The sequence below is a fragment of the Rhodocista pekingensis genome (genome assembly GCF_042665545.1).
GTDB classification, from domain to species: Bacteria; Pseudomonadota; Alphaproteobacteria; order Azospirillales; family Azospirillaceae; genus Rhodocista; species Rhodocista pekingensis.
Genome location: NZ_JBHTCM010000004.1, coordinates 550,651 through 572,057, shown reverse-complemented (window position 1 = coordinate 572,057; position 21,407 = coordinate 550,651). Strand labels below are relative to the sequence as shown.

The 21,407-nt window shown below is 69.7% G+C and carries 22 protein-coding genes and 1 tRNA gene; 17 read left to right on the top strand and 6 right to left on the bottom strand.

The window, feature by feature from the left end; all coding sequences use genetic code 11:
• Positions 1-52: 52 nt before the first annotated feature.
• Positions 53-403, top strand: a complete 351-nt coding sequence (cutA, locus tag ACFQPS_RS03280) for a divalent-cation tolerance protein CutA (protein WP_377356404.1) — start codon at positions 53-55, stop codon at positions 401-403.
• A complete protein-coding gene (locus ACFQPS_RS03275; RefSeq protein ID WP_377356402.1) occupies positions 400-1,638 on the top strand; it encodes an MFS transporter in 1,239 nt (412 codons plus the stop codon). Before cutA ends, ACFQPS_RS03275 begins: the two co-directional genes overlap by 4 nt.
• Positions 1,639-1,687: 49 nt before the next feature.
• Here ACFQPS_RS03275 and ACFQPS_RS03270 read toward each other — a convergent pair whose 3' ends face one another.
• Genes ACFQPS_RS03270 through ACFQPS_RS03260 form a run of 3 tightly spaced genes read right to left on the bottom strand, consistent with a single transcriptional unit; the run spans position 1,688 to position 4,315 of the window.
• On the bottom strand, positions 1,688-3,001 hold the full coding sequence (locus ACFQPS_RS03270; protein ID WP_377356399.1) for an O-acetylhomoserine aminocarboxypropyltransferase: 1,314 nt from the start codon (positions 2,999-3,001) through the stop codon (positions 1,688-1,690).
• A complete protein-coding gene (locus tag ACFQPS_RS03265; RefSeq protein ID WP_377356397.1) occupies positions 2,998-3,495 on the bottom strand; it encodes a CoA-binding protein in 498 nt (165 codons plus the stop codon). The genes ACFQPS_RS03270 and ACFQPS_RS03265 overlap by 4 nt, the downstream gene beginning before the upstream one ends.
• 10 nt (positions 3,496-3,505) lie before the next feature.
• Complete coding sequence (locus ACFQPS_RS03260) at positions 3,506-4,315, bottom strand: enoyl-CoA hydratase (protein ID WP_377356396.1); 810 nt, start codon at positions 4,313-4,315, stop codon at positions 3,506-3,508.
• 232 nt (positions 4,316-4,547) lie between these two features.
• Here ACFQPS_RS03260 and ACFQPS_RS03255 point away from each other — a divergent pair, with 232 nt between their 5' ends.
• Complete coding sequence (locus ACFQPS_RS03255) at positions 4,548-5,012, top strand: PaaI family thioesterase (RefSeq protein WP_377356394.1); 465 nt, start codon at positions 4,548-4,550, stop codon at positions 5,010-5,012.
• Between the two features lie 19 nt (positions 5,013-5,031).
• Here ACFQPS_RS03255 and ACFQPS_RS03250 read toward each other — a convergent pair whose 3' ends face one another.
• Positions 5,032-5,280, bottom strand: coding sequence for a YMGG-like glycine zipper-containing protein (locus ACFQPS_RS03250; RefSeq protein WP_377356391.1), 249 nt, complete (start codon positions 5,278-5,280; stop codon positions 5,032-5,034).
• Between the two features lie 246 nt (positions 5,281-5,526).
• Here ACFQPS_RS03250 and rplM point away from each other — a divergent pair, with 246 nt between their 5' ends.
• The 6 genes from rplM to ACFQPS_RS03220 all read left to right on the top strand — a co-directional run bounded on the left by rplM (position 5,527) and on the right by ACFQPS_RS03220 (position 9,271).
• Positions 5,527-5,991, top strand: a complete 465-nt coding sequence (gene rplM, locus ACFQPS_RS03245) for a 50S ribosomal protein L13 (protein ID WP_377356390.1) — start codon at positions 5,527-5,529, stop codon at positions 5,989-5,991.
• A gap of 4 nt (positions 5,992-5,995) precedes the next feature.
• The gene (rpsI, locus tag ACFQPS_RS03240) at positions 5,996-6,481 is read left to right on the top strand and encodes a 30S ribosomal protein S9 (protein ID WP_377356388.1); all 486 of its coding nucleotides are present in this window, start codon (positions 5,996-5,998) and stop codon (positions 6,479-6,481) included.
• A 104-nt stretch (positions 6,482-6,585) separates the two neighbouring features.
• Entirely contained in the window at positions 6,586-7,080 is a 495-nt protein-coding gene (locus ACFQPS_RS03235) for a GNAT family N-acetyltransferase (RefSeq protein ID WP_377356387.1), read from the top strand.
• Positions 7,081-7,131: 51 nt separating this feature from the next.
• Positions 7,132-8,184: an N-acetyl-gamma-glutamyl-phosphate reductase gene (argC, locus tag ACFQPS_RS03230; protein ID WP_377356385.1), complete on the top strand. Its 1,053-nt coding sequence runs from the start codon at positions 7,132-7,134 to the stop codon at positions 8,182-8,184.
• Positions 8,185-8,225: 41 nt separating this feature from the next.
• Positions 8,226-8,708 (top strand): DUF29 domain-containing protein, encoded by a 483-nt coding sequence (locus tag ACFQPS_RS03225; protein ID WP_377356384.1) that lies wholly within the window; start codon positions 8,226-8,228, stop codon positions 8,706-8,708.
• Complete coding sequence (locus ACFQPS_RS03220; RefSeq protein ID WP_377356382.1) at positions 8,705-9,271, top strand: gamma carbonic anhydrase family protein; 567 nt, start codon at positions 8,705-8,707, stop codon at positions 9,269-9,271. Before ACFQPS_RS03225 ends, ACFQPS_RS03220 begins: the two co-directional genes overlap by 4 nt.
• A 31-nt stretch (positions 9,272-9,302) precedes the next feature.
• Here ACFQPS_RS03220 and ACFQPS_RS03215 read toward each other — a convergent pair whose 3' ends face one another.
• Positions 9,303-11,096, bottom strand: a complete 1,794-nt coding sequence (locus ACFQPS_RS03215) for a PHA/PHB synthase family protein (protein ID WP_377356380.1) — start codon at positions 11,094-11,096, stop codon at positions 9,303-9,305.
• 192 nt (positions 11,097-11,288) lie between these two features.
• Between ACFQPS_RS03215 and ACFQPS_RS03210 the strand changes: the two genes are divergently transcribed.
• The 7 genes from ACFQPS_RS03210 (at position 11,289) to ACFQPS_RS03180 (ending at position 18,861) form a co-directional block, all read left to right on the top strand.
• Positions 11,289-11,735, top strand: coding sequence for a hypothetical protein (locus tag ACFQPS_RS03210; protein ID WP_377356378.1), 447 nt, complete (start codon positions 11,289-11,291; stop codon positions 11,733-11,735).
• A gap of 90 nt (positions 11,736-11,825) precedes the next feature.
• Positions 11,826-13,049: an LL-diaminopimelate aminotransferase gene (locus ACFQPS_RS03205; protein WP_377356377.1), complete on the top strand. Its 1,224-nt coding sequence runs from the start codon at positions 11,826-11,828 to the stop codon at positions 13,047-13,049.
• 11 nt (positions 13,050-13,060) lie between these two features.
• Complete coding sequence (locus ACFQPS_RS03200) at positions 13,061-14,353, top strand: homoserine dehydrogenase (RefSeq protein WP_377356375.1); 1,293 nt, start codon at positions 13,061-13,063, stop codon at positions 14,351-14,353.
• A gap of 118 nt (positions 14,354-14,471) precedes the next feature.
• On the top strand, positions 14,472-15,446 hold the full coding sequence (gene glpX / locus ACFQPS_RS03195; protein ID WP_377356630.1) for a class II fructose-bisphosphatase: 975 nt from the start codon (positions 14,472-14,474) through the stop codon (positions 15,444-15,446).
• Positions 15,447-15,516: 70 nt separating this feature from the next.
• Positions 15,517-17,322 carry a single-stranded-DNA-specific exonuclease RecJ gene (recJ, locus tag ACFQPS_RS03190; protein WP_377356374.1) on the top strand — a complete coding sequence of 602 codons (1,806 nt, stop codon included), beginning with the start codon at positions 15,517-15,519 and terminating at the stop codon, positions 17,320-17,322.
• Positions 17,323-17,418: 96 nt separating this feature from the next.
• A tRNA-Glu gene (locus ACFQPS_RS03185) sits at positions 17,419-17,494 on the top strand.
• A 554-nt stretch (positions 17,495-18,048) separates the two neighbouring features.
• Positions 18,049-18,861 carry a sulfite exporter TauE/SafE family protein gene (locus ACFQPS_RS03180; protein ID WP_377356371.1) on the top strand — a complete coding sequence of 271 codons (813 nt, stop codon included), beginning with the start codon at positions 18,049-18,051 and terminating at the stop codon, positions 18,859-18,861.
• 30 nt (positions 18,862-18,891) lie between these two features.
• Here ACFQPS_RS03180 and ACFQPS_RS03175 read toward each other — a convergent pair whose 3' ends face one another.
• Entirely contained in the window at positions 18,892-19,674 is a 783-nt protein-coding gene (locus ACFQPS_RS03175) for a DUF2189 domain-containing protein (RefSeq protein ID WP_377356369.1), read from the bottom strand.
• Between the two features lie 236 nt (positions 19,675-19,910).
• Between ACFQPS_RS03175 and ccoN the strand changes: the two genes are divergently transcribed.
• Positions 19,911-21,395 (top strand): cytochrome-c oxidase, cbb3-type subunit I, encoded by a 1,485-nt coding sequence (gene ccoN, locus ACFQPS_RS03170; protein WP_377356367.1) that lies wholly within the window; start codon positions 19,911-19,913, stop codon positions 21,393-21,395.
• The last annotated feature ends 12 nt before the right edge of the window (positions 21,396-21,407 follow it).

Sequence of the window (21,407 nt, the reverse complement as noted above, 5' to 3'; positions counted from 1 at the left end):
TGCTACGCTAGTCTCCCCGGCCTGGAAATCACCGGAATCGGAGCGCAAACGCATGGAGTCGAACGACGGCGCCGTGGTCTTCGTCTACATGACCGCCGGCTCGCCGGAGGAGGCGGACCGACTCGGCCGCACCCTGGTGGAGGAGCGGCTGGCCGCCTGCGTCAACATCCTGCCCGAGATGCGCTCGGTCTACCGCTGGCAGGGCGCCGTCGAGACGGCGGCGGAGGTGGTGCTGATCGCCAAGACCCGTGCCGATCGCTTCGAGGCGCTCGCCGCCCGTGTCCGCACCCTGCACAGCTACGCGACCCCGTGCATCGTGGAACTCCCGCTCGGACGCGGCGACGCCCCCTATCTCGACTGGCTGGTGCGCGAGAGCGCGCCCGAGGGGGAGGCGACGCCGTGACCGCCCTGTCTGTCGCGGAGGCGCGCTCCGCCCGTCTCTCGATCACCTTCTCCTGCATCGGCCACATGGCCATGCACATCCTGGCTGCCCTCTACCTGACCGTCGTGCTGGAGCTGGAGCATGCCTGGGGCACGGGCTATGACGAGCTGATCCGGCTCTGGACCCTGGGATCGCTGATGATCGGGCTGGGGGCGCCGCTCGCCGGCTGGCTGGGCGACCGCTGGTCGGACGCGCGGATGATGGTGGTCATGTTCATCCTGACCGGCGCCGGTTCGGTCCTGGCCGGGCTGGCACAGACCCCGGTGCAGCTCATGGCGGCGCTGGCCGTGCTCGGCACCGGCGCCTCCATCTACCATCCGGTCGGCATGTCCTGGGTGGTGAAGAATGCCACCAACCGCGGCCGCGCCATGGGCGTCATGGGCATCTTCGGCAGCCTGGGCATCGCCAGCGCGGCCCTGATCGCCGGCGGGCTGGCGCAGATCCGGGACTGGCATACGGCCTTCCTCGTGCCAGGGGCAGTCTCCATCCTGCTGGGGCTCGTGCTGGCGGGGATGATCGCGGCGGGCCTCGTCTTCGACCGCCGCGGCGATGTCCGGCCGCAGCCGCGGGCATCGCGCGGCGACGTGGTGCGGGCCTTCATCGTGCTGTCGGTGACGATGCTGTGCGCCGGGCTGATCTTCAACGGCACGCAGACGGCCCTGCCGAAATGGTTCGAGGCGGGGATGGGCGATCTGGTCGGCGGCTCCACGCTGGGCATCGGCGGGCTGGTGACCCTGGTCTACCTGCTGACCAGCAGCGCCCAGTTCATCGGCGGCTGGCTGGCCGACCGTTTCCCGGTGAAGCGGGTCTATGTCCTCTGCCTGCTGGTGCAGGTGCCGTTCCTGGCCCTGGCCGGGGGCGTGGGCGGTCCCCTCGTGCTGCTTCTGGCCACCGCGATGGTCTTCACCAGCGGCTTGCAGATCCCGGCGGAGAATCTGCTGCTGGCCCGCTACACGCCGGAGCGGCACCGCGGCCTCGCCTACGGGGCGAAGTTCGTGCTCAGCCTGGGGGCTGCGCCGCTGGCCGTGCAGATGGTGGCGTACACCTACGGTCGGACGCAGGACTTCTCGCTGCTGTACGCCACGCTGGCCGCCCTCGCCCTGGCCGCGTGGCTGGCCGCCCTGCTGCTGCCGCGGGCGGGAGAGGAGGAGGGGCCGGCGGTCGCCGCCGCCCCGGCCGCGAGCGGGGCGGACTGACGCCGGGCGCCGCGGGAGGGGAGCGTCCCCGCCCGCGGCCCGGTTCGCGCTATTCCACCGCCCGTGCCGTGCCGGTGGCCGTCGCCAGGGCCTGGTCCAGATCGGCGATGATGTCCTCTACGCTCTCGATGCCGACGGACAGGCGCACCACGTCCGGCCCGGCGCCGGCCGCGGCCAGCCCTTCCGGCGAGAGCTGGCTGTGCGTGGTCGAGGCCGGATGGATGATCAGCGAGCGGGTGTCGCCGATGTTCGCCAGATGGCTGAACAGCTTCACGCTCTCCACCAGCTTCACGCCGGCCTCGTAGCCGCCCTTGAGCCCGAAGGTGAAGACCGAGCCGGCGCCGCGGGGCAGGTACTTCCGTGCGAGCGCGTGGTAGCGGCTGTCCGGCAGACCGGCATAGTTCACCCAGGCCACGGCCGGGTGCTGCGTCAGATGCTGCGCGACCGCCAGCGCGTTGGCGCTGTGGCGTTCCATGCGCAGGGCCAGCGTCTCGATCCCGGTCAGGGTGAGGAAGGCGTTCAGCGGCGCCTGCGACGGTCCCAGATCACGCAGCCCGATGGCATGGCCGTGGATGGTGAAGGCCAGGGCGCCGAAGGTCGCGTGGAAGCGCATCCCGTGATAGCCCGGCTCCGGCTCCGACAGGGCGGGAAACCGGCCGTCCTTCGACCAGTCGAAGCGGCCGCTGTCGATCACCACGCCGCCGACGGAATTGCCGTGCCCGCCCAGGAACTTGGTCGTGGAATGCACGACCAGGGTGGCGCCATGGTCCAGCGGTCGGCACAGGTAGGGGGTGGCCAGGGTGTTGTCCACGATCAGGGGGATGCCCGCCCCGTTGGCGATCCTGGCGATCGCCTCGATGTCCAGCACCACACCACCGGGGTTGGCCAGGCTCTCGATGAAGATGGCCTTGGTCTTCGGGGTCAGGGCGCGGCGGAAGTTCTCCGGATCGTCGCTGTCCACGAAGACGGTCTTCCAGCCGAAGGCGCGCGGGAAGCTGTTGGCGAACTGGTTCAGCGTGCCACCGTAGAGCTGGCGGGACGCGACGATCTCGTCGCCGGGGGTGAGCAGCGGGAACAGCGCCAGGAGCTGGGCCGCATGGCCGGAACTGGTGCAGGTGGCGCCTGCACCGCCCTCCAGGTCCGCCAGCCGCGCCTCCAGCACCGACACGGTCGGGTTCGTCAGGCGGGAATAGATGAAGCCGACCTTCTCCAGATTGAACAGGGCGGCGGCATCCTCCACGTCATCGAAGACGTAGCTGGTGGTCTGGTAGATCGGCGTGGCGCGCGCGCCCGTCGCCGGGTCCGGTGCGGCCCCGGCATGGATGGCTCTCGTCTCGAAGCCGGAACTGCGGTTGTCACTCATGGCTGCTCTCCCTTGCTCTGTCCTGCCTGCGGCCGGCCTTCGTGCGGCTGGCCCGCGTGCCCGTGTCCGGCGGCCCCGAACAGCCGCTCGTATTCGATCTTCGGGCAGCGGTTCATGATCACCGTGGTCCCCAGCGCCTCGGCCCGCGCGGCCGCCGCGTCGTTGCGGACGCCGAGCTGCATCCAGACCACGGGGATGCCGCGCTCCGCCGCCGCCACCGCGAGGGGACCGGCGGCCTCGGAGTTGCGGAAGATGTCCACCATGTCCACCCGCTCCCCGATCTCGTCGAGGCCGGCCCGGACCGTCTCGCCCAGAAGCTGCTGGCCGGCGAGACCCGGATTGACCGGGATCACGCGGTAGCCCTTGCCCGCCAGATAGGCCATGACCCCATGGCTGGGGCGGGACGGGTCGGCGCTGGCGCCGATCAGGGCGATGGTGCGGACCCGCTCCAGGATGGCGCGGAGTTGGCTGTCCGGATAGCGGTCGTGATCCATGGTGGCTCCCTCAGCGTCCCTGCCAGCTCGGCGGGCGCTTGCCCAGGAAGGCGTCGATACCTTCGCCGGCGTCGTGCAGGCCCATGTTCAGCGCCATCACCTCGGCCGTGTAGGCGTAGGCGTCCTCCAGGTCCATCTCCCGCTGCCGGTAGAAGGTCTCCTTGCCCAGGGTCAGGATGCGCGGCGACTTCGCGGCGATCCGGGCGGCGAGCCCGGCCACGGTCGCGTCCAGTTCCGCCGCCGGCACGACGCGGTTCACCAGACCCGCCGCCGCCGCGGTCGCGGCGTCGATGGCATCGCCGGTCAGCAGCATCTCCATCGCCAGCTTCGCCGGCACGGCCCGGCTCACGGCAACGGCGGGGGTGGAGCAGAACAGGCCGATGTTCACGCCCGGGGTGGCGAAGCTCGCCGTCTCCGCCGCCACGGCCAGATCACAGCTCGCCACGAGCTGGCAGCCGGCCGCCGTCGCCATGGCATGGACCTTGGCGATCACCGGCTGGCGCAGCTTGACGATCGTCGTCATCAGCCGGGCGCACTGGCGGAAGGTGGCGAGGTGGTGGTCGTGCCCCTTGCCGGCGCGCAGCTCCTTCAGGTCGTGACCGGCGCAGAAGACGGGGCCGGCCGCGGCCAGCACGACGACCTTCACCTCCGGGTCGGCGGCGACGGCGTCCAGCCGGGTCTGAAGCGCCAGCATCATCTCCCGCGACAGGGCGTTGCGCGCCTGCGGCCGGTTCAGCGTCAGGGTGGCGACACCCGCGCCGATGTCGAGCAGGACCAGCGTGTCGGGGGAGGGAGAGACGGCGGTGCCGGGGGCGGACATGACAGGCTCCTGGGATGCGCGGCCGCGGTCGGCCGGAGCCGGCATCCTATCAGCCACCGCAGCAAAGACCAGGGAGGGGCCGCTGGCAAGCGGAATTTGCGGATACGGACTGTGTAATCACGAAAAACACAAAACGGACAAGTGGAAATCGGCCGGTTCAGCCAACCCGTCCGCCTCGTCTATAAGGAACAGACCGGCGCCGGCCGCGCCGCAACGAAGAACGGGAGGATACATGCCGGACGAGGTGAGGACGCTGCCCGCCCTGACGAAGGAGGGGTTCGAGGCGATGCTGGCCGAGAGCATGCCGCAGGTGACGAAATCGGGCATGCGGATCGACGCCATGGACCATGGGAGTTGCCGGGTCCGGGTCTCGCCGGATCTGCACATGGCGCGGCCGGGCGGCACGCTGTCGGGGCCGACCATGTTCGCCATGGCCGATCTGGCGCTCTACGGCGCCGTGCTCAGCATGATCGGCCCGGTGCCGCTGGCGGTGACCAGCCACATGACCATCAACTTCCTGCGCAAGCCGGCCCTGAAGGACCTGATCGCGGAGGCGCGGGTGCTGCGCCTGGGCAAGAAGCTGGCCTATGGCGAGATTCTCCTGCACTCCGACGGGGAGGCCGATCCCGTCGCCCACGCGACGGGGGCCTACGCCATCCCCGGCCATCGTCCAGCCCCTGGTGGCGCGGGCGGTTGACGCGCGCCATCGGGCGCGCTCAGCGGGAGGGTGCCGGGGGCGTTTGCCCGTCGGCCGGCTCTTCCTTGGCCTGCTCCTGGCGCTTCTCCACGGCCGTGCCGGCCCCGCCGCCGGCAGCGGCCCCGACGACCGCACCCACCGGGCCGCCCACCACAGCACCCGCGGCAGCCCCGCCCATGGCACCGCTGGCCGCGGACTCCTCCGTCGTGCTGCCGCAGCCGGCCAGCAGCAGAACCGCGGCCGCCGCCATCGCTCCTTTGCCCCACATCCGATCGCTCCGTCGTTGTCATTGCCACGATGGAGCGGCAACGGTGCGCCGGTGCGTTGGTTCCGGACCTGAAAAACGCTTTCATATCAATGGGTTTGTGGAAATGGTATCGGAATACCTTCGGCTAGATATCTGTCAGGTTGCCGCTTTTCCGGCTTGACGGCGCAACGGTATCATCATACACAGCCCTCCGCTCCGGTGCCGGTCCAGGTGCCGGGCCTGGACCTTTGTCTTGCGAGTGCTCCGATGAAGACTCTCTCCCTCAAGCCGTCCGAGATCGATAAGAAGTGGATTCTGATCGATGCCGACGGCCTCGTGCTCGGGCGGCTCGCCAGCCAGATCGCCATGCGTCTGCGCGGCAAGCACAAGCCGACCTTCACGCCGCACATGGACTGCGGCGACAACGTGATCGTCATCAACGCCGAGAAGGTCAAGCTGACCGGCAACAAGCGGCAGGATGACATCTTCTACTGGCACACCGGCTATCCCGGCGGCATCAAGGGTCGGTCCAAGGGCCAGATCCTGGACGGCCGCTTCCCGGAGCGGGTCATCATCAAGGCCGTCGAGCGGATGATCCCGCGCGGTCCGCTGGGCCGTCGCCAGATGGGCAATCTGCGCGTCTATGCGGGCGGTGCCCATCCCCACGAGGCCCAGCAGCCCGAGGTGCTGGACGTCGCCGCCATGAACCCGAAGAATAAGCGGAGCGCGTAATCCCATGGCCCAGACCATCACCAGCCTCGCCGATCTGAAGCAGGGCCCCGGTGCCGCGCCGGCGGGCCTGTCGGCCGAGCCGCAGGAGCCCAAGCTGGACAAGGAAGGCCGCGCCTACGCCACCGGCAAGCGCAAGGACGCCGTCGCCCGCGTGTGGATCAAGCCCGGCAGCGGCAAGATCATCGTCAACGGCCGTGAGCTGGACGTCTACTTCGCGCGGCCCGTGCTGCGCATGATGATCAACCAGCCCTTCTCGATCGTCGCCCGCGTCGATCAGTACGACGTGATGTGCACCGTGTCGGGTGGCGGCCTTTCGGGCCAGGCCGGCGCGCTGCGCCACGGCATCTCGAAGGCGCTGACCTACTACGAGCCGGCCCTGCGCCCCGCGCTGAAGGCGGCCGGCCTGCTGACCCGCGACCCGCGCGTCGTGGAGCGCAAGAAGTACGGCCGCGCCAAGGCGCGCCGCAGCTTCCAGTTCTCCAAGCGCTGAGCACGGGACGCTCCGGAGCTTTTCCGGTATGCGACCAGGGGCGGCCCCGTGCGGGCCGCCCCTTTTTCTTTGCCGCCTCCGGGCGGTCCAGGCGGGAGGCAGTCATGTCGGAGACGACGGAGGTCCCCGGCACCGGGGCATCGGTGTGCGAGGAGGTGCTGGTGCGGATCGCCCGCCGGGCGGACGTCCCGGCCATCGTGGCGCTTCTGGCCGACGATGTGCTGGGCCGCACCCGCGAGGACCCGTCCGACCTCGATACCTATGTCGAGGCGTTCGACGAGATGGCGCTGGACCCGAACAGCGACCTGCTCGTCCTCGATCTCGACGGGGAGGTGGTGGGCACCGCCCATCTCGTCTACGGCCGCTCGCTCGCCCGCAAGGGGCAGCGCCGCTGCACCGTGGAGTCCGTCCAGGTCGCGGCGCGGCTGCGCGGCCGGGGGCTGGGGGCGCTGCTGATCGGCGCCGTGATCGACCTCGCCCGCGCCCATGGCTGCGGCCTGGTCCAGCTCACCAGCCACAAGAGCCGCACCGACGCCCACCGCTTCTACCGCCGCCTCGGCTTCGAGGCATCGCACGAGGGCATGAAACTCATTCTCTGACGCGCCGTTGGCGGAAGGGCCGCCCGTGCGTCCGTTTCCAGAGGTTGCCGCATGACACCCGACATCACCCCGATCCGCGTCGCCGTCCTGGGCGCGTCCGGCTATACCGGCGCCGAGCTGATGCGCCTGCTGGTCCGCCATCCGAACGCCGCGATCCGCGTGCTGACGGGCGAGCGGCAGGCCGGCAAGCCGGTGGCGGAGGTGTTCCCGCACCTGATGCACGAGGACCTGCCGCGCCTCTGCCGGATCGACGAGGTGGACTGGTCCGGCATCGACCTCGTCTTCTGCGCCCTGCCGCACGGCACGACGCAGGAGGTGATCGCCGGCCTGCCCTCGACGCTGAAGGTGGTGGACCTCTCCGCCGACTTCCGGCTCGCGGACGTGGAGACCTACGCGCAGTGGTACGGCCATGCCCACAGGGCGCCGGAGCTTCAGCGTGAGGCCGTCTACGGCCTGTGCGAGATCAACCGCCGGGGCGTGCAGGGCGCCCGGCTGGTCGCCAATCCCGGCTGCTACCCGACGGCGGCGCAGCTTCCCCTGATCCCGCTGCTGCTGCGCGGGCTGGTGGAGACGGACGACATCATCATCGACGCCAAGTCCGGCGTCTCCGGCGCCGGGCGCGATGCCAAGCAGGCGAACCTGTTCGGCGAGGTGGCGGAGGGCATCCACGCCTACGGCATCGCCTCCCACCGCCACGCGCCGGAGATCGAGCAGGGGCTGAGCCTCGCTGCCGGCCGCGAGATGATGGTGAACTTCACGCCCCACCTGATGCCGATGACCCGCGGCATCCTCACCAGCATCTATGTCCGGATGAAGCCCGGCGTCAGCGCCACCGACCTGCGCGCGGCCCTGGCGGAGCAGTATGCCGGCGAGCCCTTCGCCAAGGTGCTGCCGGAGGGCGTGGCGCCGCAGACCCGCCATGTCCGCGGCAGCAATCTGTGCCTGATGAACGCCTTCGCCGACCGGCTGCCGGGCCGCGCCATCGTGCTCTCGGCCATCGACAATCTGGTGAAGGGCGCCTCGGGTCAGGCGATCCAGAATATGAACCTGCTCTACGGCCTGGACGAGCGGACGGGCCTGGAGGTGGTGCCCCTGTTCCCGTGACGGGGGACGTCTGGTAGGCTTCTCCCGGCCAGGAGGCTGCCATGGACAGATATCTGTCGCTCTACGGGACGGACTTCTACGCCTGGACCCAGGATCAGGCCGCCCGTCTGCGCGCCGCGGGCGCGGGGCGGCCCGCCCCCGGCATCGACTTCGAGCACCTTGCCGAGGAGATCGAGGACATGGGACGGGGCCGCCTCCGCGCGCTGGAGAGCGCCCTGGCCCGGATCATCGAGCATCTTCTGAAGCTGGACTATTCGCCCGCCAGCGACCCCCGCCGCCTCTGGCGGGCCAGCGTGCGGGTGCATCGCGGCCACGCCCGCGACGAGCTTGAGGACAGCCCGAGCCTGATCCACCGTGTCCGCCTCGACCGGGCGTGGCGGCAGGCGGTCCTGCTGGCAGAGGAGGGGCTGGCCGCCCATGGCGAGGCGACGGTCGCGCTGCCGGCCGATTGCCCCTATACGCTCGACGAGATCCTCGACGACGGCTTCCTTCCCGTGTACCGACAGGGACAGACCGACGCATGACCCCGACGATCCTGCCCTTCAAGGGAATCCTGCCCCGCATCCATCCGTCCGCCTTCCTGGCGAACGCGACGATCATCGGCGATGTGGAGATCGCGGAGGACGCCAACATCTGGTTCGGTGTCACCATCCGCGGCGACGTCAACCCGATCCGCATCGGCCGGCGCACGAACATCCAGGACGGCACGGTGATCCACTGCACCGGCGGGCTGACCAGCACCATCATCGGCGACGACGTGACGGTGGGGCATCTGGCGCTGCTGCACGGCTGCACCATCGAGAGCTGGGCCTTCATCGGCATGAAGGCCTGCGTCATGGATCAGGTGACGGTGGAAGGGGGCGCCATGGTGGCCGCCGGCGCCCTGGTCACCCCCGGCAGGACGGTGAGGGCGGGCGAGGTCTGGGGCGGCAGCCCGGCGAAGTTCCTGCGCCCGATCGCGGAGAAGGACCTGATGGTCCACCGCCACACCATCCCGCACTATCTCGCGCTCGCCCGGCAGTACAGGGAGGAGGTCGGCGGGACCCTGGACGGGACGACGGCGCCGGGGCAGGCGGCGGCCGACTGACGCGACCGCCCTCCCGCCGGCCCGGCCGGCGCTACTCCAGGCTCTTGACCCGGACATAGCTGCCCGGCGCGTCCTCCAGCGCCGGCAGCCTGCCGTCGCCGGGCACCCGTGCCGGCACCTTGCCGCCACCGTACCGGGCGACCCACTTGCCGTATTCCGGCCACCAGCTTCCCGGCACCTGCTTCGCCCCCTCGAACCACGCATCGGGGGAGGCGGGCAGCTTCGTGTTCAGGTAGTGGCTGTACTTCTCCGCCGAGGGCGGGTTGACGACGCCGGCGATGTGGCCTGAGGCGGCCAGCACGAACTTCACCGGTCCGCCATAGAGCTGCGTCGCGGCATAGGTGCTCTTCCAGGGGGCGATGTGGTCCTCGCGGGTGGAGAGCATGAAGGTCGGAACCGTGATCCGCCGCAGGTCGATGGGCACGCCCTTCAGGGTGATGCCGCCCGGCTGCACCAGCAGGTTCCGCTGGTACATGTTGCGCAGATAGAAGCTGTGCATCGCCGCGGGCATCCGCGTGCTGTCGCTGTTCCAGTACAGCAGGTCGAAGGGGAAGGGGTCCTTGCCCAGCAGGTAGTTGTTCACGACGAACGACCAGATCAGGTCGTTCGCGCGCAGCATGTTGAAGGTCGTCGCCATGGCGGAGCCGTCCAGGAAGCCCTGGCTGCGCATCCGCTCCTCCAGGGCGGCGAGCTGCTCCTCGTCGATGAAGACGGACAGTTCCCCCGGCTCGGAGAAGTCCGTCAGGGTGACGAGGTACATGGCGCTCTTGATCCGGTCGTCGCCCTGGTCCGTCATGTAGGACAGCGTGCTCGCCAGCAGCGTGCCGCCCAGGCAGTAGCCGATGACGTTGGCCTCCCGCTCCCCGGTCGCGGCCTCCATGGCGTCCAGCGCCGCGAGCGGCCCCTCGACCATGTAGTCCTCGAAGGTCTTGTCGGAGAGGTGTTCGCCCGGATTGACCCAGGACACGATGAAGACGGTATGCCCCTGGTCCGTCAGCCACTTCACGAAGCTGTTCTGCGGCCGCAGGTCCAGGATGTAGAACTTGTTGATCCAGGGTGGGCTGATCAGCAGCGGCCGTCGGAACACCTGCTCCGTCGTCGGCGTGTACTGGATGAGCTGCATCAGGTCGTTCTGGAAGACGACCTTGCCCGGCGTGACGGCGATGTTCCGGCCGACCTCGAACTTCGAATAGTCGGTCATGGAGATGGCGAGCTGGCCCTTGCCCCGCTCCAGGTCGGACAGCAGGTTTTCCAGCCCCTTGACCAGGTTCTCGCCCCCCGTCTCCAGGGTGGTGCGCAGCACCTCCGGGTTCGTCATGACGAAGTTGCTGGGCGCCATCGCGTCCACGTACTGGCGCGTGTAGAAGTCCAGCTTCCGGGCGGTCCTCTCGTCCAGCCCCTCGACGCCGTGGACGGTCGTCTGCATGAAGCGGGCGGTCAGCAGATAGGACTGCTTGATGAAGTCGAACAGCGTGTTCTCGTTCCAGGCGCTGTCCTTGAAGCGGCGGTCCTCCTTGGCCGGCTGGATCACCGGCTCGGCCTCGCCACCCAGGAAACGCTGGGTCGTGCGCTGCCAGAGCGTCATGTAGTCCTGCCAGAGCGAGACCTGGGCCTGCATCAGCCGGGCCGGATCGGCCATCATGCGGCTGGTCATCTCCAGGAAGGCGCCGCCCAGGTTCAGCGGGTCGGCGGAGCCGGAGATCTCGGCGTGGCGGGAAAGGAACTCGCTGACGATCCGCTGGCTGTGCTCGGCGATCCGCGCCATGGCGCGGGACATCTCGACCGGGTCGGGAATTTTCAACTCCGGGCCTTGGCTTTCGGCCATGTCTCGATCCCTCGGCTGACGGTTGCCCCTCGGAAAACGAACGCGCGCGCCAATTGTCCCCGCTCCGGAGTTCCCGCCTGCGGGATTTCCGCCTGCGGGGCCGGCCGCGGCTGCGGAATACCTGCCCGGCGGTTGCGGACGGGCTGAACCGGGCGCCTTGCGGCCCCGGGGGATTTAATACACGATCCGGCCATGCGTTACACCGGCCCCTTCATGCTCATACGTTCCAGGGCACTCACGGCCCTTCCCCTGCTGGTGCTGCTCGGCGGCTGCGCCGACGTGCGCCTGCCCAGCATCGTCTTCGCCGACGGGCCCGCACCCGCGAGGGATGCCGCCGCCGCAGGCAGCGATCCGCAGGCCGTGCTGACGGGCCAGCGCCCGGTCCGCCGCGCCGATCCGACCGTGGCGGGCTACCCCAACCTCGCCAGCGTGCCGGCCCGCCCGACCGAGTTCTCCACCCCCGGCGACCGCCAGGCGCTGCTCGACCGGCTCCAGGCGGACCGCGACTCCGGGGATGCCACGGCGGCGGACCTGCGGGCGCGCCCGGTGGGGAACACGGCTGCGCCCGCCCCGGGGGCTGCCGCGGTGCCGTCCGTTCCCGCGGCACCGCCGCCGGTGCCGCAGCCCGTTGGCCGCTAGGTCATATCCGCCCGCGCCCAGAATCCTGTCGCTTCGGCAGGGGCGCAGGCGTACATATGCGTCCTTCCCACCCGCGACAGCCTCGATCCCATGAGCGACGCCGAGTTCCACCGCATCAAGCGATTGCCGCCCTACGTGTTCGCCGAAGTGAACGCCATGAAGGCGCGGGCCCGGGCCGCCGGCGAGGACATCATCGATCTGGGGATGGGCAACCCCGACCAGCCGACGCCGCCGCACATCGTGGCGAAGCTGGTGGAGGCGGTGCAGAACCCCAAGACCCACCGCTACAGCCAGAGCCGCGGCATCCCCGGCCTGCGCAAGGCGATCAGCGCCTACTACAAGCGCCGCTTCGATGTGGACATCGACCCGGAGACGGAAGCGATCGTCACCATCGGCTCGAAGGAGGGGCTGGCCAACCTCGCCCAGGCCATCACCAGCCCGGGCGACGTCATCCTGGTGCCGAACCCCAGCTATCCGATCCATCCCTTCGGCTTCATGCTGGCCGGTGCCGCCCTGCGCCACATCCCGGTGGGCGACGGGCTGGACAACTTCGTTCCGAACCTGGAACGGGCGATCAAGCACAGCGTACCGAAGCCGACGGCCCTGATCGTCAGCTTTCCGGCCAACCCCACGGGCCAGACCGTCACGCTGGACTTCTACCGGCCGATCGTGGAGCTGTGCCTGAAGCACGGCATCTACATCCTGTCCGACATCGCCTATGCGGAGATCTATTTCGACGGCAATCCGCCGCCGTCGGTGCTCCAGATCCCGGAGGCGCGGCCGATCACGGTCGAGTTCAACAGCCTGTCCAAGACCTACAACATGCCGGGCTGGCGCGTCGGCTTCGGCGTGGGGTCGAAGAAGCTGATCGGGGCTCTGGCCAAGTTCAAATCCTATGTGGACTACGGCGCCTTCACCCCGATCCAGGTCGCGGCCACCGCGGCGCTGAACGGGCCGCAGGACTGTGTGGTCGAAATCCGCGAAATGTACCGCCAGCGCCGCGACGTGCTGATCGAGGGGCTGGCCCAGGCCGGCTGGAAGGTCCCGTCGCCGAACGCCAGCATGTTCGTCTGGGCCGAGATTCCCGAGCCGTTCCGTGAGCTGGGCTCGCTGGAATTCGCCAAGCTGCTGCTCCAGGAGGCGGAGGTCGCCGTCTCGCCGGGCATCGGCTTCGGCGAGTACGGCGACGGCCATGTGCGCTTCGGGCTGGTCGAGAACACCCAGCGCATCCGCCAGGCCTGCCGCAACATCCGCCTGTTCCTGGAGCGGGCGCGCCGGCAGAACGGCCCGGTCGTGGCGGACAGGACCTCGTGAGGACGGATGGCATGGCGAAACCCTTGAAGATCGGTATTGCGGGCCTGGGTACGGTCGGCGGCGGCGTCCTTCAGATCCTCCGGCGCAACGCCGACCTGCTGGAGGCGCGTTGCGGCCGTCCGGTGGTCGTCACTGCCGTCAGCGCCCGCTCGCGCGGCAAGGACCGCGGCGCCGATCTGTCGGGTCTGCGTTGGTACGACGATGCCGCGGCGCTGGCCGACGATCCCGAGGTCGATGTCGTCTGCGAGCTGATCGGCGGCTCAGACGGGGTCGCCAAGACTCTGGTGGAGACGGCGCTCGCCAACGGCCGGCATGTCGTCACGGCGAACAAGGCGCTGCTGGCCCGGCACGGCACGGCGCTCGCGCTCGCCGCCGAATCCCGCGGCCTGACGCTTGCCTACGAGGCGGCGGTGGCCGGCGGCATCCCGGTCATCAAGGGTCTGCGGGAAGGGCTGGCGGCCAACCGGGTGCGCGAGGTCCACGGCATCCTGAACGGCACCTGCAACTACATCCTGACGGAGATGCGCACCACCGGCCGCGACTTCGCGGCCGTGCTGGCGGATGCGCAGCGGCTGGGCTATGCCGAGGCCGACCCGGGCTTCGACATCGACGGCGTGGACGCCGCGCACAAGCTCGCCATCCTGACCGCCGTCGCCTTCGGCTGCCAGGTGGATTTCGACTCCGTACACGTCGAAGGCATCCGGCACATCTCCTCGCTCGACATCCAGTATGCGGACGAGCTGGGCTACCGCATCCGCCTGCTCGCCATCGGCCGGCGGACGGAGCGCGGGATCGAACAGCGGGTGCATCCCTGCATGGTGCCCGTCGGTTCGCCCATCGGTGCCACGGACGGCGTGTTCAACGCCGTGGTGGCGGACGGCGACTTCGTGGACAAGGTCGTGCTGGTCGGCCGCGGGGCCGGCGCCGGCCCCACCGCCTCGGCCGTGGTGGCGGACATCCTGGACATCGCCCAGGGCCGCCGCACCCCGACCTTCGGCGTTCCGGCGGAACGGCTGACGCCGCTGCCGGTGTCCCCGATCGACAGCCGGCGCGGCCGCTACTATCTGCGGCTGATGGTGGTGGACAGGCCCGGTGTCATCGCCGACGTGGCGGCGCTGCTGCGCGACCACAACGTCTCCATGGAGGCGTTCCTGCAACGCGGCCGCGCGCCCGGCGAGGCGGTGCCCGTGGTGCTGACGACGCATGAGACGGACGAGGCCGCCATGCAGCGGGCGCTGGCCCAGATCGGCGCGCTGGACACGGTGCTGGAGCCGCCGCGGATGATCCGCATCGAGGATTTCTGACCACGCCGACCCTGGCGTGACCGATGAATACCTGACTCCCAAGGGGGACATTATGGACACGAGAAAGAGCGGCGTTGACGCCGTCCCGGTGAGCGTTCGCGGCGACATCTCGCTGGTCATGGACCGCAACCTCGCGCTTGAGGTCGTGCGCGTGACCGAGGCGGCGGCGCTGTCCGCCTCGCTGCTGATGGGGCGCGGCGACGAGAAGGCGGCCGACCAGGCCGCCGTCGACGCCATGCGCCAGGCCCTGAACAGCCTCTCCATCGACGGCCGCGTCGTGATCGGCGAGGGGGAGCGCGACGAGGCGCCGATGCTCTACATCGGCGAGAAGGTCGGCACCGGCACGGGTCCGAAGATCGACATCGCGCTGGACCCGCTGGAAGGCACGACCATCTGCGCCAAGGGCGGCCCGAACGCGCTGGCCGTCATCGCCATGGCGGAGGCCGGCGGCTTCCTCAACGCGCCTGACGTCTACATGGACAAGATCGCCGTCGGCGGCGGCCTGCCCGAGGGCGTGGTGGACCTGGACGAGAAGGTCGAGACCAACCTGCGCAATCTGGCCAAGGCCAAGGGTGCGGACGTGTCCGAACTGGTCGTCTGCATCCTGGACCGGCCGCGCCATGCCGAGCTGATCGCCCGGGCGCGCGAGGCCGGGGCGCGCATCATGCTGATCGGCGACGGTGACGTCTCCGGCGTCATCGCCACCAGCCAGCCGCAGTCCGGCATCGACGTCTACATGGGCTCCGGCGGTGCGCCGGAAGGCGTGCTGGCGGCGGCGGCCCTGCGCTGCATCGGCGGCCAGTTCCAGGGCCGCCTGCTGTTCCGCAACGACGACGAGCGCGAGCGCGCCCGCCGCTGGGGCATCACCGACCTCAGCCGCAAGTATGCCCTGCACGACCTCGCTTCGGGCGACGTGATGTTCGCCGCCACCGGCGTCACCACCGGCGCCATGCTGCGCGGTGTGCGCCGCTTCCCGGGCGGGGCGGTCACGCATTCCGTGGTCATGCGGTCGAAGAGCGGGACCGTGCGCTATGTCGAGGCGCACCACAATTTCCGCACCAAGACGAGCATGATCCCCGAACCGAAGTCCTGAGCCTTCCGTTCCCGTCCGCGTCTGAAGAAAGCCGCCGTCCCGGTCCGACCGGGGCGGCGGGGGCCGGTCCATGCCGACAGCCAGCGTTCCCGAGTCCGCCTTCCTGGGCGTCCACAGCTCCGTCACCGGTCGGCGCTGGCGCGCCCGGCCGGTGGATGAGCGGCTGGCCCTGACCTTCGCCCAGAGCCGCGGCCTGCCGGAGATCGTCGGCCGCCTGCTCGCCGCCCGCGGCGTCACCCTGGACGCCGTGGACGATTTCCTCGCCCCGTCGCTGCGCACGCAGCTTCCCGATCCCAGCGTCCTGCGCGACATGGACGCCGCCGCCGGCCGCATCGCCCATGCCATCCGCACGGGGGAGGGCATCGCCGTGTTCGGCGACTATGACGTGGACGGCGCCACCTCCTCGGCGCTGCTGGCGCGCTTCCTCCGCGCCCTGGGGGTGGAGCCGCGCATCCACATCCCCGACCGCATCGCCGAGGGCTACGGCCCCAACCTGCCGGCCCTGCTGCGCCTGCGCGACCAGGGCGTGCGGCTGGTCGTCACCGTGGACTGTGGCACCACTGCCTTCGACGTGCTGGACGGCGCCGCCGACGCCGGGCTCGATGTCGTCGTGGTGGACCACCACAAGGCCGAGCCGCGGCTGCCGCGGACGGTGGCCCTGGTCAACCCGAACCGGCTGGACGAGCCGCCGGGCGGTCCGCTCGGCACGCTGGCGGCCGTCGGCGTCACCTTCCTGCTGGTCGTGGCGGTGAACCGCGCTTTGCGCCGCGACGGCTTCTACACCGGCCGGGCGGAGCCGGCGCTGCTCGACTGGCTGGACCTCGTGGCGCTGGGCACCGTCTGCGACGTGGTTCCCCTGACCGGGCTGAACCGCGTGTTCGTGGCCCAGGGGCTGAAGGTCGCCGGCCGCCGTAGCAATCCCGGCATCCGCGCCCTGGCCGACGTGGCGGGCGTCAACGACCGGTTCGACACCTACCATGCCGGCTTCATCGTCGGGCCGCGGGTGAATGCCGGCGGCCGGGTGGGGCGGTCGGACCTGGGCAGCCGCATCCTCTCCACCGACGATCCGGCGGAGGCGCTGGAACTGGCCCGCCAGCTCCACGACCTGAACGCCGAGCGGCGCGAGCTGGAGGCGGTGGTGCTGGAGGAGGCGCTGGCGCTGGTCGAGGGGGCCACCGATGATTCGCCCGAACTGGTGCTGGCGGCGGGGGAGGGCTGGCATCCCGGCGTCATCGGCATCGTCGCCTCCCGCCTCAAGGAACGCTTCAACCGCCCGGCCTGCGTCGTGGCGCTGGAGGGGGGGATCGGCAAGGCGTCGGGCCGGTCGGTGCGCGGCGTGGACCTCGGCGCGGCGGTGATCGCGGCGCGGCAGGCGGGGCTGCTGCTGGCCGGCGGCGGCCACGCCATGGCGGCCGGCTTCACGGTGGAGGCGGCCCGGCTGGACGAGCTTCGGTCCTTCCTGCGCGCGCGTATCGGCGCCCAGCTTGCGGAGGCCGGGCCACTGGTGCCGACGCTCAGCCTGGACGGCGCCATCGCCGTGCGCGGCGCCGGCACCGACCTGTTGCAGCATCTGGAGCGGCTGGCCCCCTACGGCACCGGCAACCCGGAACCGCGCTTCGCCGTCACCGATGCCCGCATCGTCCGCGCCGACGTGGTCGGGGCGAATCATGTGCGCTGCATCCTCACCGGTCCGGACGGGGCGAAGCTGAAGGGAATCGCCTTCCGCGCCCTCGACGGGGAGCTGGGGGAGGCGCTGCTGCGCTCGGGCGGGATGCCCCTGCATCTGGCCGGAACCCTGCGGGCGGACCGCTGGAACGGGCAGGAGGGCGTGCAGCTCTTCATCGACGACGCGGCCCCCGCGGGCGGTTCCGCCTGACCCGCGCCGGGGCGAAATACGGCCCTGCGCCGGGGTACGACGAATAGGCTTGATTTATCCCCGGCCGGCCGCTAACAGTCTGCCCCGCCTCACAACGTCCCCATCGTCTAGAGGCCTAGGACACCAGCCTTTCACGTTGGTAACACGGGTTCGAATCCCGTTGGGGACGCCACCCTTCCCAGGGTTCCGGCCAGCGGCCGCGAGGTTCTTCCAGCCCTGATCCTGTCACCGTCCGCTTCGGCCACCGTCCGCTTTGGCAACCGTCCGCTCCTGTGCCTGACGGTGTGCACCGGCTGGACGATCCACCATCCCCGGTACTGGTCCGTCACCTGCCGCGGCGGGTTTCCCCGCTGCTGCCTGTGGCTGTCGCCTGCATGTCGGCGTGGGGGGGCGCTCTCGGTAATCGCGTTACATCGCGCCGGCGCCCGGAAGCGTCCGGACGGCTGCCTGGACACCCCTCCGCTTCCTGTCCAGGCGGGCCGGTGGGCGGCGGACGGGACCCGGTACGGGCGTTCCCCGTTCGCATGAACGCTGTTCCGGAGTCTCTGCCGCCTGCCCTGAGTCCCGATGGAACCGCTGGCGGATCAGCGTCTTGGCGTCCACCCTGCGGCGATTCCAGAGGCCCGGCGGCGGTCTGCCCGGGTCAGGGGCGGCCGGTGACTATCCCGAGGTATAGATCGTTACACTTGATCCGGATCATGGCTTGGCAGACGGGGGGGCACCGATATGATGCCCGAAATTTCCTTAGTCGCCGCCTGGATCACCATGCACGACCACGCCCACACCATCGTCGCCACGGGCAACAGCCTGTACCCCGTGATGGCGGCCATGTTCCTGACCGGCCTCGCCGGCGGGTTCGGCCACTGCACGACGATGTGCGGGCCCTTCGTCATGGCCCAGGTCGCCGGCGGGATCGCGGGGCGCGGGCCGGTCGAGGCCGCGCCGCCGCCGATGCTGTCGCGGCTGCGGGGCGGGCTGCTGCTGCCCTACCATGCCGGCCGTCTGACCACCTATGCCGCCCTGGGCGGCGCGGTCGGCGGGCTGTCCGGGCTGGTGGTACGGGCGACGGAGTACCGTTGGCTGCTGGCGGCTTTCATGCTGCTGGCCGCCCTCCTGTTCCTCGGGCAGGGCCTGAAGGGCCTGTCCGCCTGGATGCCGGCGCTGCTGCGGCTGACAGGCCGGGCCGGTGGGGGCTGGGCGCAGGCGCTGGGCCTCCGGCTGTCGCGTCCGCTGCGCCCGCTGTTCGCCCGCCCGGGCGGCATCAACGGCTATCTCCTGGGGCTGGTGCTGGGCTTCCTGCCCTGCGGCTTCCTCTATGCGGCGCTCGCCTCGGCCGTCGGGGTCGGCAGCGCCGCCGGTGGTTTCCTGGTCATGGCGGCCTTCGCGGCCGGTACGGTCCCCGCCCTGGTGGCGGTGGGCGTGCTCGGCTCGGCCGCCGGGTTCCGATGGGGAGGGGTGATGCGGGCCGTGGCCCCGGCGCTGATGCTGTTCAACGCCGGGGTTCTGGGCCTGATGGCGTGGCACGCGGTGTCGGCATGAGCCGCGCCGCCACGCCGGCCGGTCGGCCGCTCAGTCGGCGACCAGATCCCGGTAGGCGTGCCAGGTGGCATGCCCGATCAGGGGGAGGGCGACGATAAGGCCCAGGAACAGGGTCATCATGCCGACGGCGGCGGAGAAGGCGATCAGGAACGCCCACAACGCCATCGGCTTCAGGTTGGCCTGAACGGCCGTGACGCTGGTCGAGATGGCGGTGGTCACGGACACGTCCCGGTCCATCAGCATCGGGATCGAGATGGCGGAGATGGCGAACACGACGCTCGCCAGCACCCCACCCAGAACGGTCCCGGTGATCAGGAAGGGCAGGCTGACAGACGAGTTGAATACGATGCCGACAAGATTATCGAAGTTCGGATTCAGGTCGCTGAAGAACAGTGCATAGAGAAGAGTGGCGATCCTGATCCAGAACAGCATGAACAGCAGGAGCACCACTCCCATATAGGCAAGGGGGATGGCTTTGGCACGCATCGCGTGTGCGATCGCTCCCAACGAGACCGGTTCGCCCCGACTCAGGCGCCGACTCGACTCGTAGAGTCCGACGGCGGCCAGGGGAGCGACGAGCATGAAGCCGGCGCACATCGGCAAGAGAAGGTGGAACAGACCGGTGCCGGTCAGGCCCAGCGCGAGCAGCCAGCTCACGCCGGTGACGACGGCGCCATAGCCCAGGCTGACGCTCCAGGCCGCGGACATGTCGCGGAATCCGAGCTCCAGCCAGAGCCAGGGCCGGTCCGGCGCGATCCGCCTGACGGCGGGGGAGGATGAGGTGGACAGAAGGGTGGCGTTGAGGTCGGTCATCGGGCGTCTCCCTGTTTCCGACGCACCCGGTCGCCTTGTTCCCGGCGCATTGACATTCGTCAAAACCGGCCGCGTCGATCCCTGAACTGCGACACTGTAGCACAGCGAAAGGTGCTCCGTTGATTCAAATCAATGCGTCAAAACTGCCCGACGTAGAATTTGACTAAGTTCCGTTTGGCAGACCACACGGCCAGGATCGACTGGCTTCGACTGTCCTGAGAAGACCGGGGGTACTTATGGGCATTGCGCTCACCGGCGAGGCGTCCCGCGCGACGGCTGGACCCGTCGTGCAGGAGGCGTACAACGAAGACGTCATCCGCGCCTTCGTCATCGCAACCATGTTCTGGGGCATCGCCGCCTTCGCGGCCGGTGTCTTCATCGCCTTCCAGCTCGCGTTCCCGAGCCTCAATCTGGGCCTGGAATGGACCACGTTCGGCCGTGTGCGACCGCTGCACACCTCGGCCGCGGTCTTCGCCTTCGGCGGTAACGCGCTGATCGGCTCGTCTCTCTACATCGTGCAGAGGACCTGCCGCGCCCCCCTGTTCGGCGGCTCCCAGCTCGGCTGGTTCGTCTTCATCGGCTACCAGATCTTCATCGTGATGGCCGCGACCGGCTATCTGATGGGGATCACCCAGGGCAAGGAATATGCCGAGCCCGAGTGGTACACCGATCTCTGGCTGACCGTCGTCTGGGTCGTCTATCTGGTGATCTTCGTCGGCACCATCGCGAAGCGCCGGGAACCGCACATCTACGTCGCCAACTGGTTCCTGCTGGCCTTCATCATCACGATCGCCATGCTGCACATCGTCAACAACATGGCGATGCCGGTCAGCCTCGTGGGCGTGAAGAGCTACTCCGCCTATGCGGGCGTGCAGGACGCCATGATCCAGTGGTGGTACGGCCACAACGCGGTGGGCTTCTTCCTGACCGCCGGCTTCCTGGGCATGATGTACTACTTCGTGCCCAAGCGCGCCGGGCGGCCAGTCTACTCCTACCGCCTGTCGATCGTCCACTTCTGGGCCCTGATCTTCCTCTACATCTGGGCCGGTCCGCACCACCTGCACTATACCGCGCTGCCCGACTGGACGCAGACGCTGGGCATGGTGTTCTCGGTGATGCTGTGGATGCCGTCCTGGGGCGGCATGATCAACGGCATCATGACCCTGTCGGGTGCCTGGGACAAGCTGCGCACCGATCCGGGGCTGCGCTTCTCCGTGACCTCCGTCGCCTTCTACGGCATGAGCACCTTCGAGGGGCCCGTGATGTCGGTGAAGGCGGTCAACGCGCTCAGCCACTACACCGACTGGACCGTCGGCCATGTGCATTCCGGTGCGCTGGGCTGGGTCGCCTTCATCGTCTTCGGTGCGCTCTACTATCTGGTGCCGGCGCTCTGGAAGAAGAAGGACGTCTGGTCGCTGCGCCTGGTCGAGTGGCACTACTGGATCGCCACCATCGGCATCGTCCTCTACATCACCGCCATGTGGGTGTCCGGCATCATGCAGGGCCTGATGTGGCGCGCCTACGACGAGTACGGCTTCCTGCAGTATTCCTTCGTGGAGACGGTGCAGGCCATGCACCCCTACTACGTGATCCGCGGCATCGGCGGCCTCTGCTTCCTGACCGGCGCGCTGATCATGGTCTACAACCTGTACCGCACCATGAAGAGCGGCGAACCCGTCGGCCAGACGCGGCTCGCTCCGCACGCCGCCCCGGCCGAGTGAGGAGGGCGCCAT

What these genes read in the sequence shown, in the direction of transcription:
- ccoN (WP_377356367.1), top strand. Translation starts at nt 19,911, where the DNA reads ATGGGCATTGCGCTCACCGGCGAGGCGTCCCGCGCGACGGCTGGACCC.
- ACFQPS_RS03205 (WP_377356377.1), top strand. Translation starts at nt 11,826, where the DNA reads ATGAGCGACGCCGAGTTCCACCGCATCAAGCGATTGCCGCCCTACGTG.
- ACFQPS_RS03220 (WP_377356382.1), top strand. Translation starts at nt 8,705, where the DNA reads ATGACCCCGACGATCCTGCCCTTCAAGGGAATCCTGCCCCGCATCCAT.
- glpX (WP_377356630.1), top strand. Translation starts at nt 14,472, where the DNA reads ATGGACCGCAACCTCGCGCTTGAGGTCGTGCGCGTGACCGAGGCGGCG.
- rpsI (WP_377356388.1), top strand. Translation starts at nt 5,996, where the DNA reads ATGGCCCAGACCATCACCAGCCTCGCCGATCTGAAGCAGGGCCCCGGT.
- cutA (WP_377356404.1), top strand. Translation starts at nt 53, where the DNA reads ATGGAGTCGAACGACGGCGCCGTGGTCTTCGTCTACATGACCGCCGGC.
- argC (WP_377356385.1), top strand. Translation starts at nt 7,132, where the DNA reads ATGACACCCGACATCACCCCGATCCGCGTCGCCGTCCTGGGCGCGTCC.
- ACFQPS_RS03210 (WP_377356378.1), top strand. Translation starts at nt 11,289, where the DNA reads ATGCGTTACACCGGCCCCTTCATGCTCATACGTTCCAGGGCACTCACG.
- ACFQPS_RS03235 (WP_377356387.1), top strand. Translation starts at nt 6,586, where the DNA reads ATGTCGGAGACGACGGAGGTCCCCGGCACCGGGGCATCGGTGTGCGAG.
- ACFQPS_RS03180 (WP_377356371.1), top strand. Translation starts at nt 18,049, where the DNA reads ATGATGCCCGAAATTTCCTTAGTCGCCGCCTGGATCACCATGCACGAC.
- ACFQPS_RS03265 (WP_377356397.1), bottom strand. Translation starts at nt 3,495, where the DNA reads ATGGATCACGACCGCTATCCGGACAGCCAACTCCGCGCCATCCTGGAG.
- ACFQPS_RS03270 (WP_377356399.1), bottom strand. Translation starts at nt 3,001, where the DNA reads ATGAGTGACAACCGCAGTTCCGGCTTCGAGACGAGAGCCATCCATGCC.
- ACFQPS_RS03175 (WP_377356369.1), bottom strand. Translation starts at nt 19,674, where the DNA reads ATGACCGACCTCAACGCCACCCTTCTGTCCACCTCATCCTCCCCCGCC.
- ACFQPS_RS03225 (WP_377356384.1), top strand. Translation starts at nt 8,226, where the DNA reads ATGGACAGATATCTGTCGCTCTACGGGACGGACTTCTACGCCTGGACC.
- ACFQPS_RS03250 (WP_377356391.1), bottom strand. Translation starts at nt 5,280, where the DNA reads ATGTGGGGCAAAGGAGCGATGGCGGCGGCCGCGGTTCTGCTGCTGGCC.
- ACFQPS_RS03200 (WP_377356375.1), top strand. Translation starts at nt 13,061, where the DNA reads ATGGCGAAACCCTTGAAGATCGGTATTGCGGGCCTGGGTACGGTCGGC.
- ACFQPS_RS03255 (WP_377356394.1), top strand. Translation starts at nt 4,548, where the DNA reads ATGCCGGACGAGGTGAGGACGCTGCCCGCCCTGACGAAGGAGGGGTTC.
- recJ (WP_377356374.1), top strand. Translation starts at nt 15,517, where the DNA reads ATGCCGACAGCCAGCGTTCCCGAGTCCGCCTTCCTGGGCGTCCACAGC.
- rplM (WP_377356390.1), top strand. Translation starts at nt 5,527, where the DNA reads ATGAAGACTCTCTCCCTCAAGCCGTCCGAGATCGATAAGAAGTGGATT.
- ACFQPS_RS03215 (WP_377356380.1), bottom strand. Translation starts at nt 11,096, where the DNA reads ATGGCCGAAAGCCAAGGCCCGGAGTTGAAAATTCCCGACCCGGTCGAG.
- ACFQPS_RS03260 (WP_377356396.1), bottom strand. Translation starts at nt 4,315, where the DNA reads ATGTCCGCCCCCGGCACCGCCGTCTCTCCCTCCCCCGACACGCTGGTC.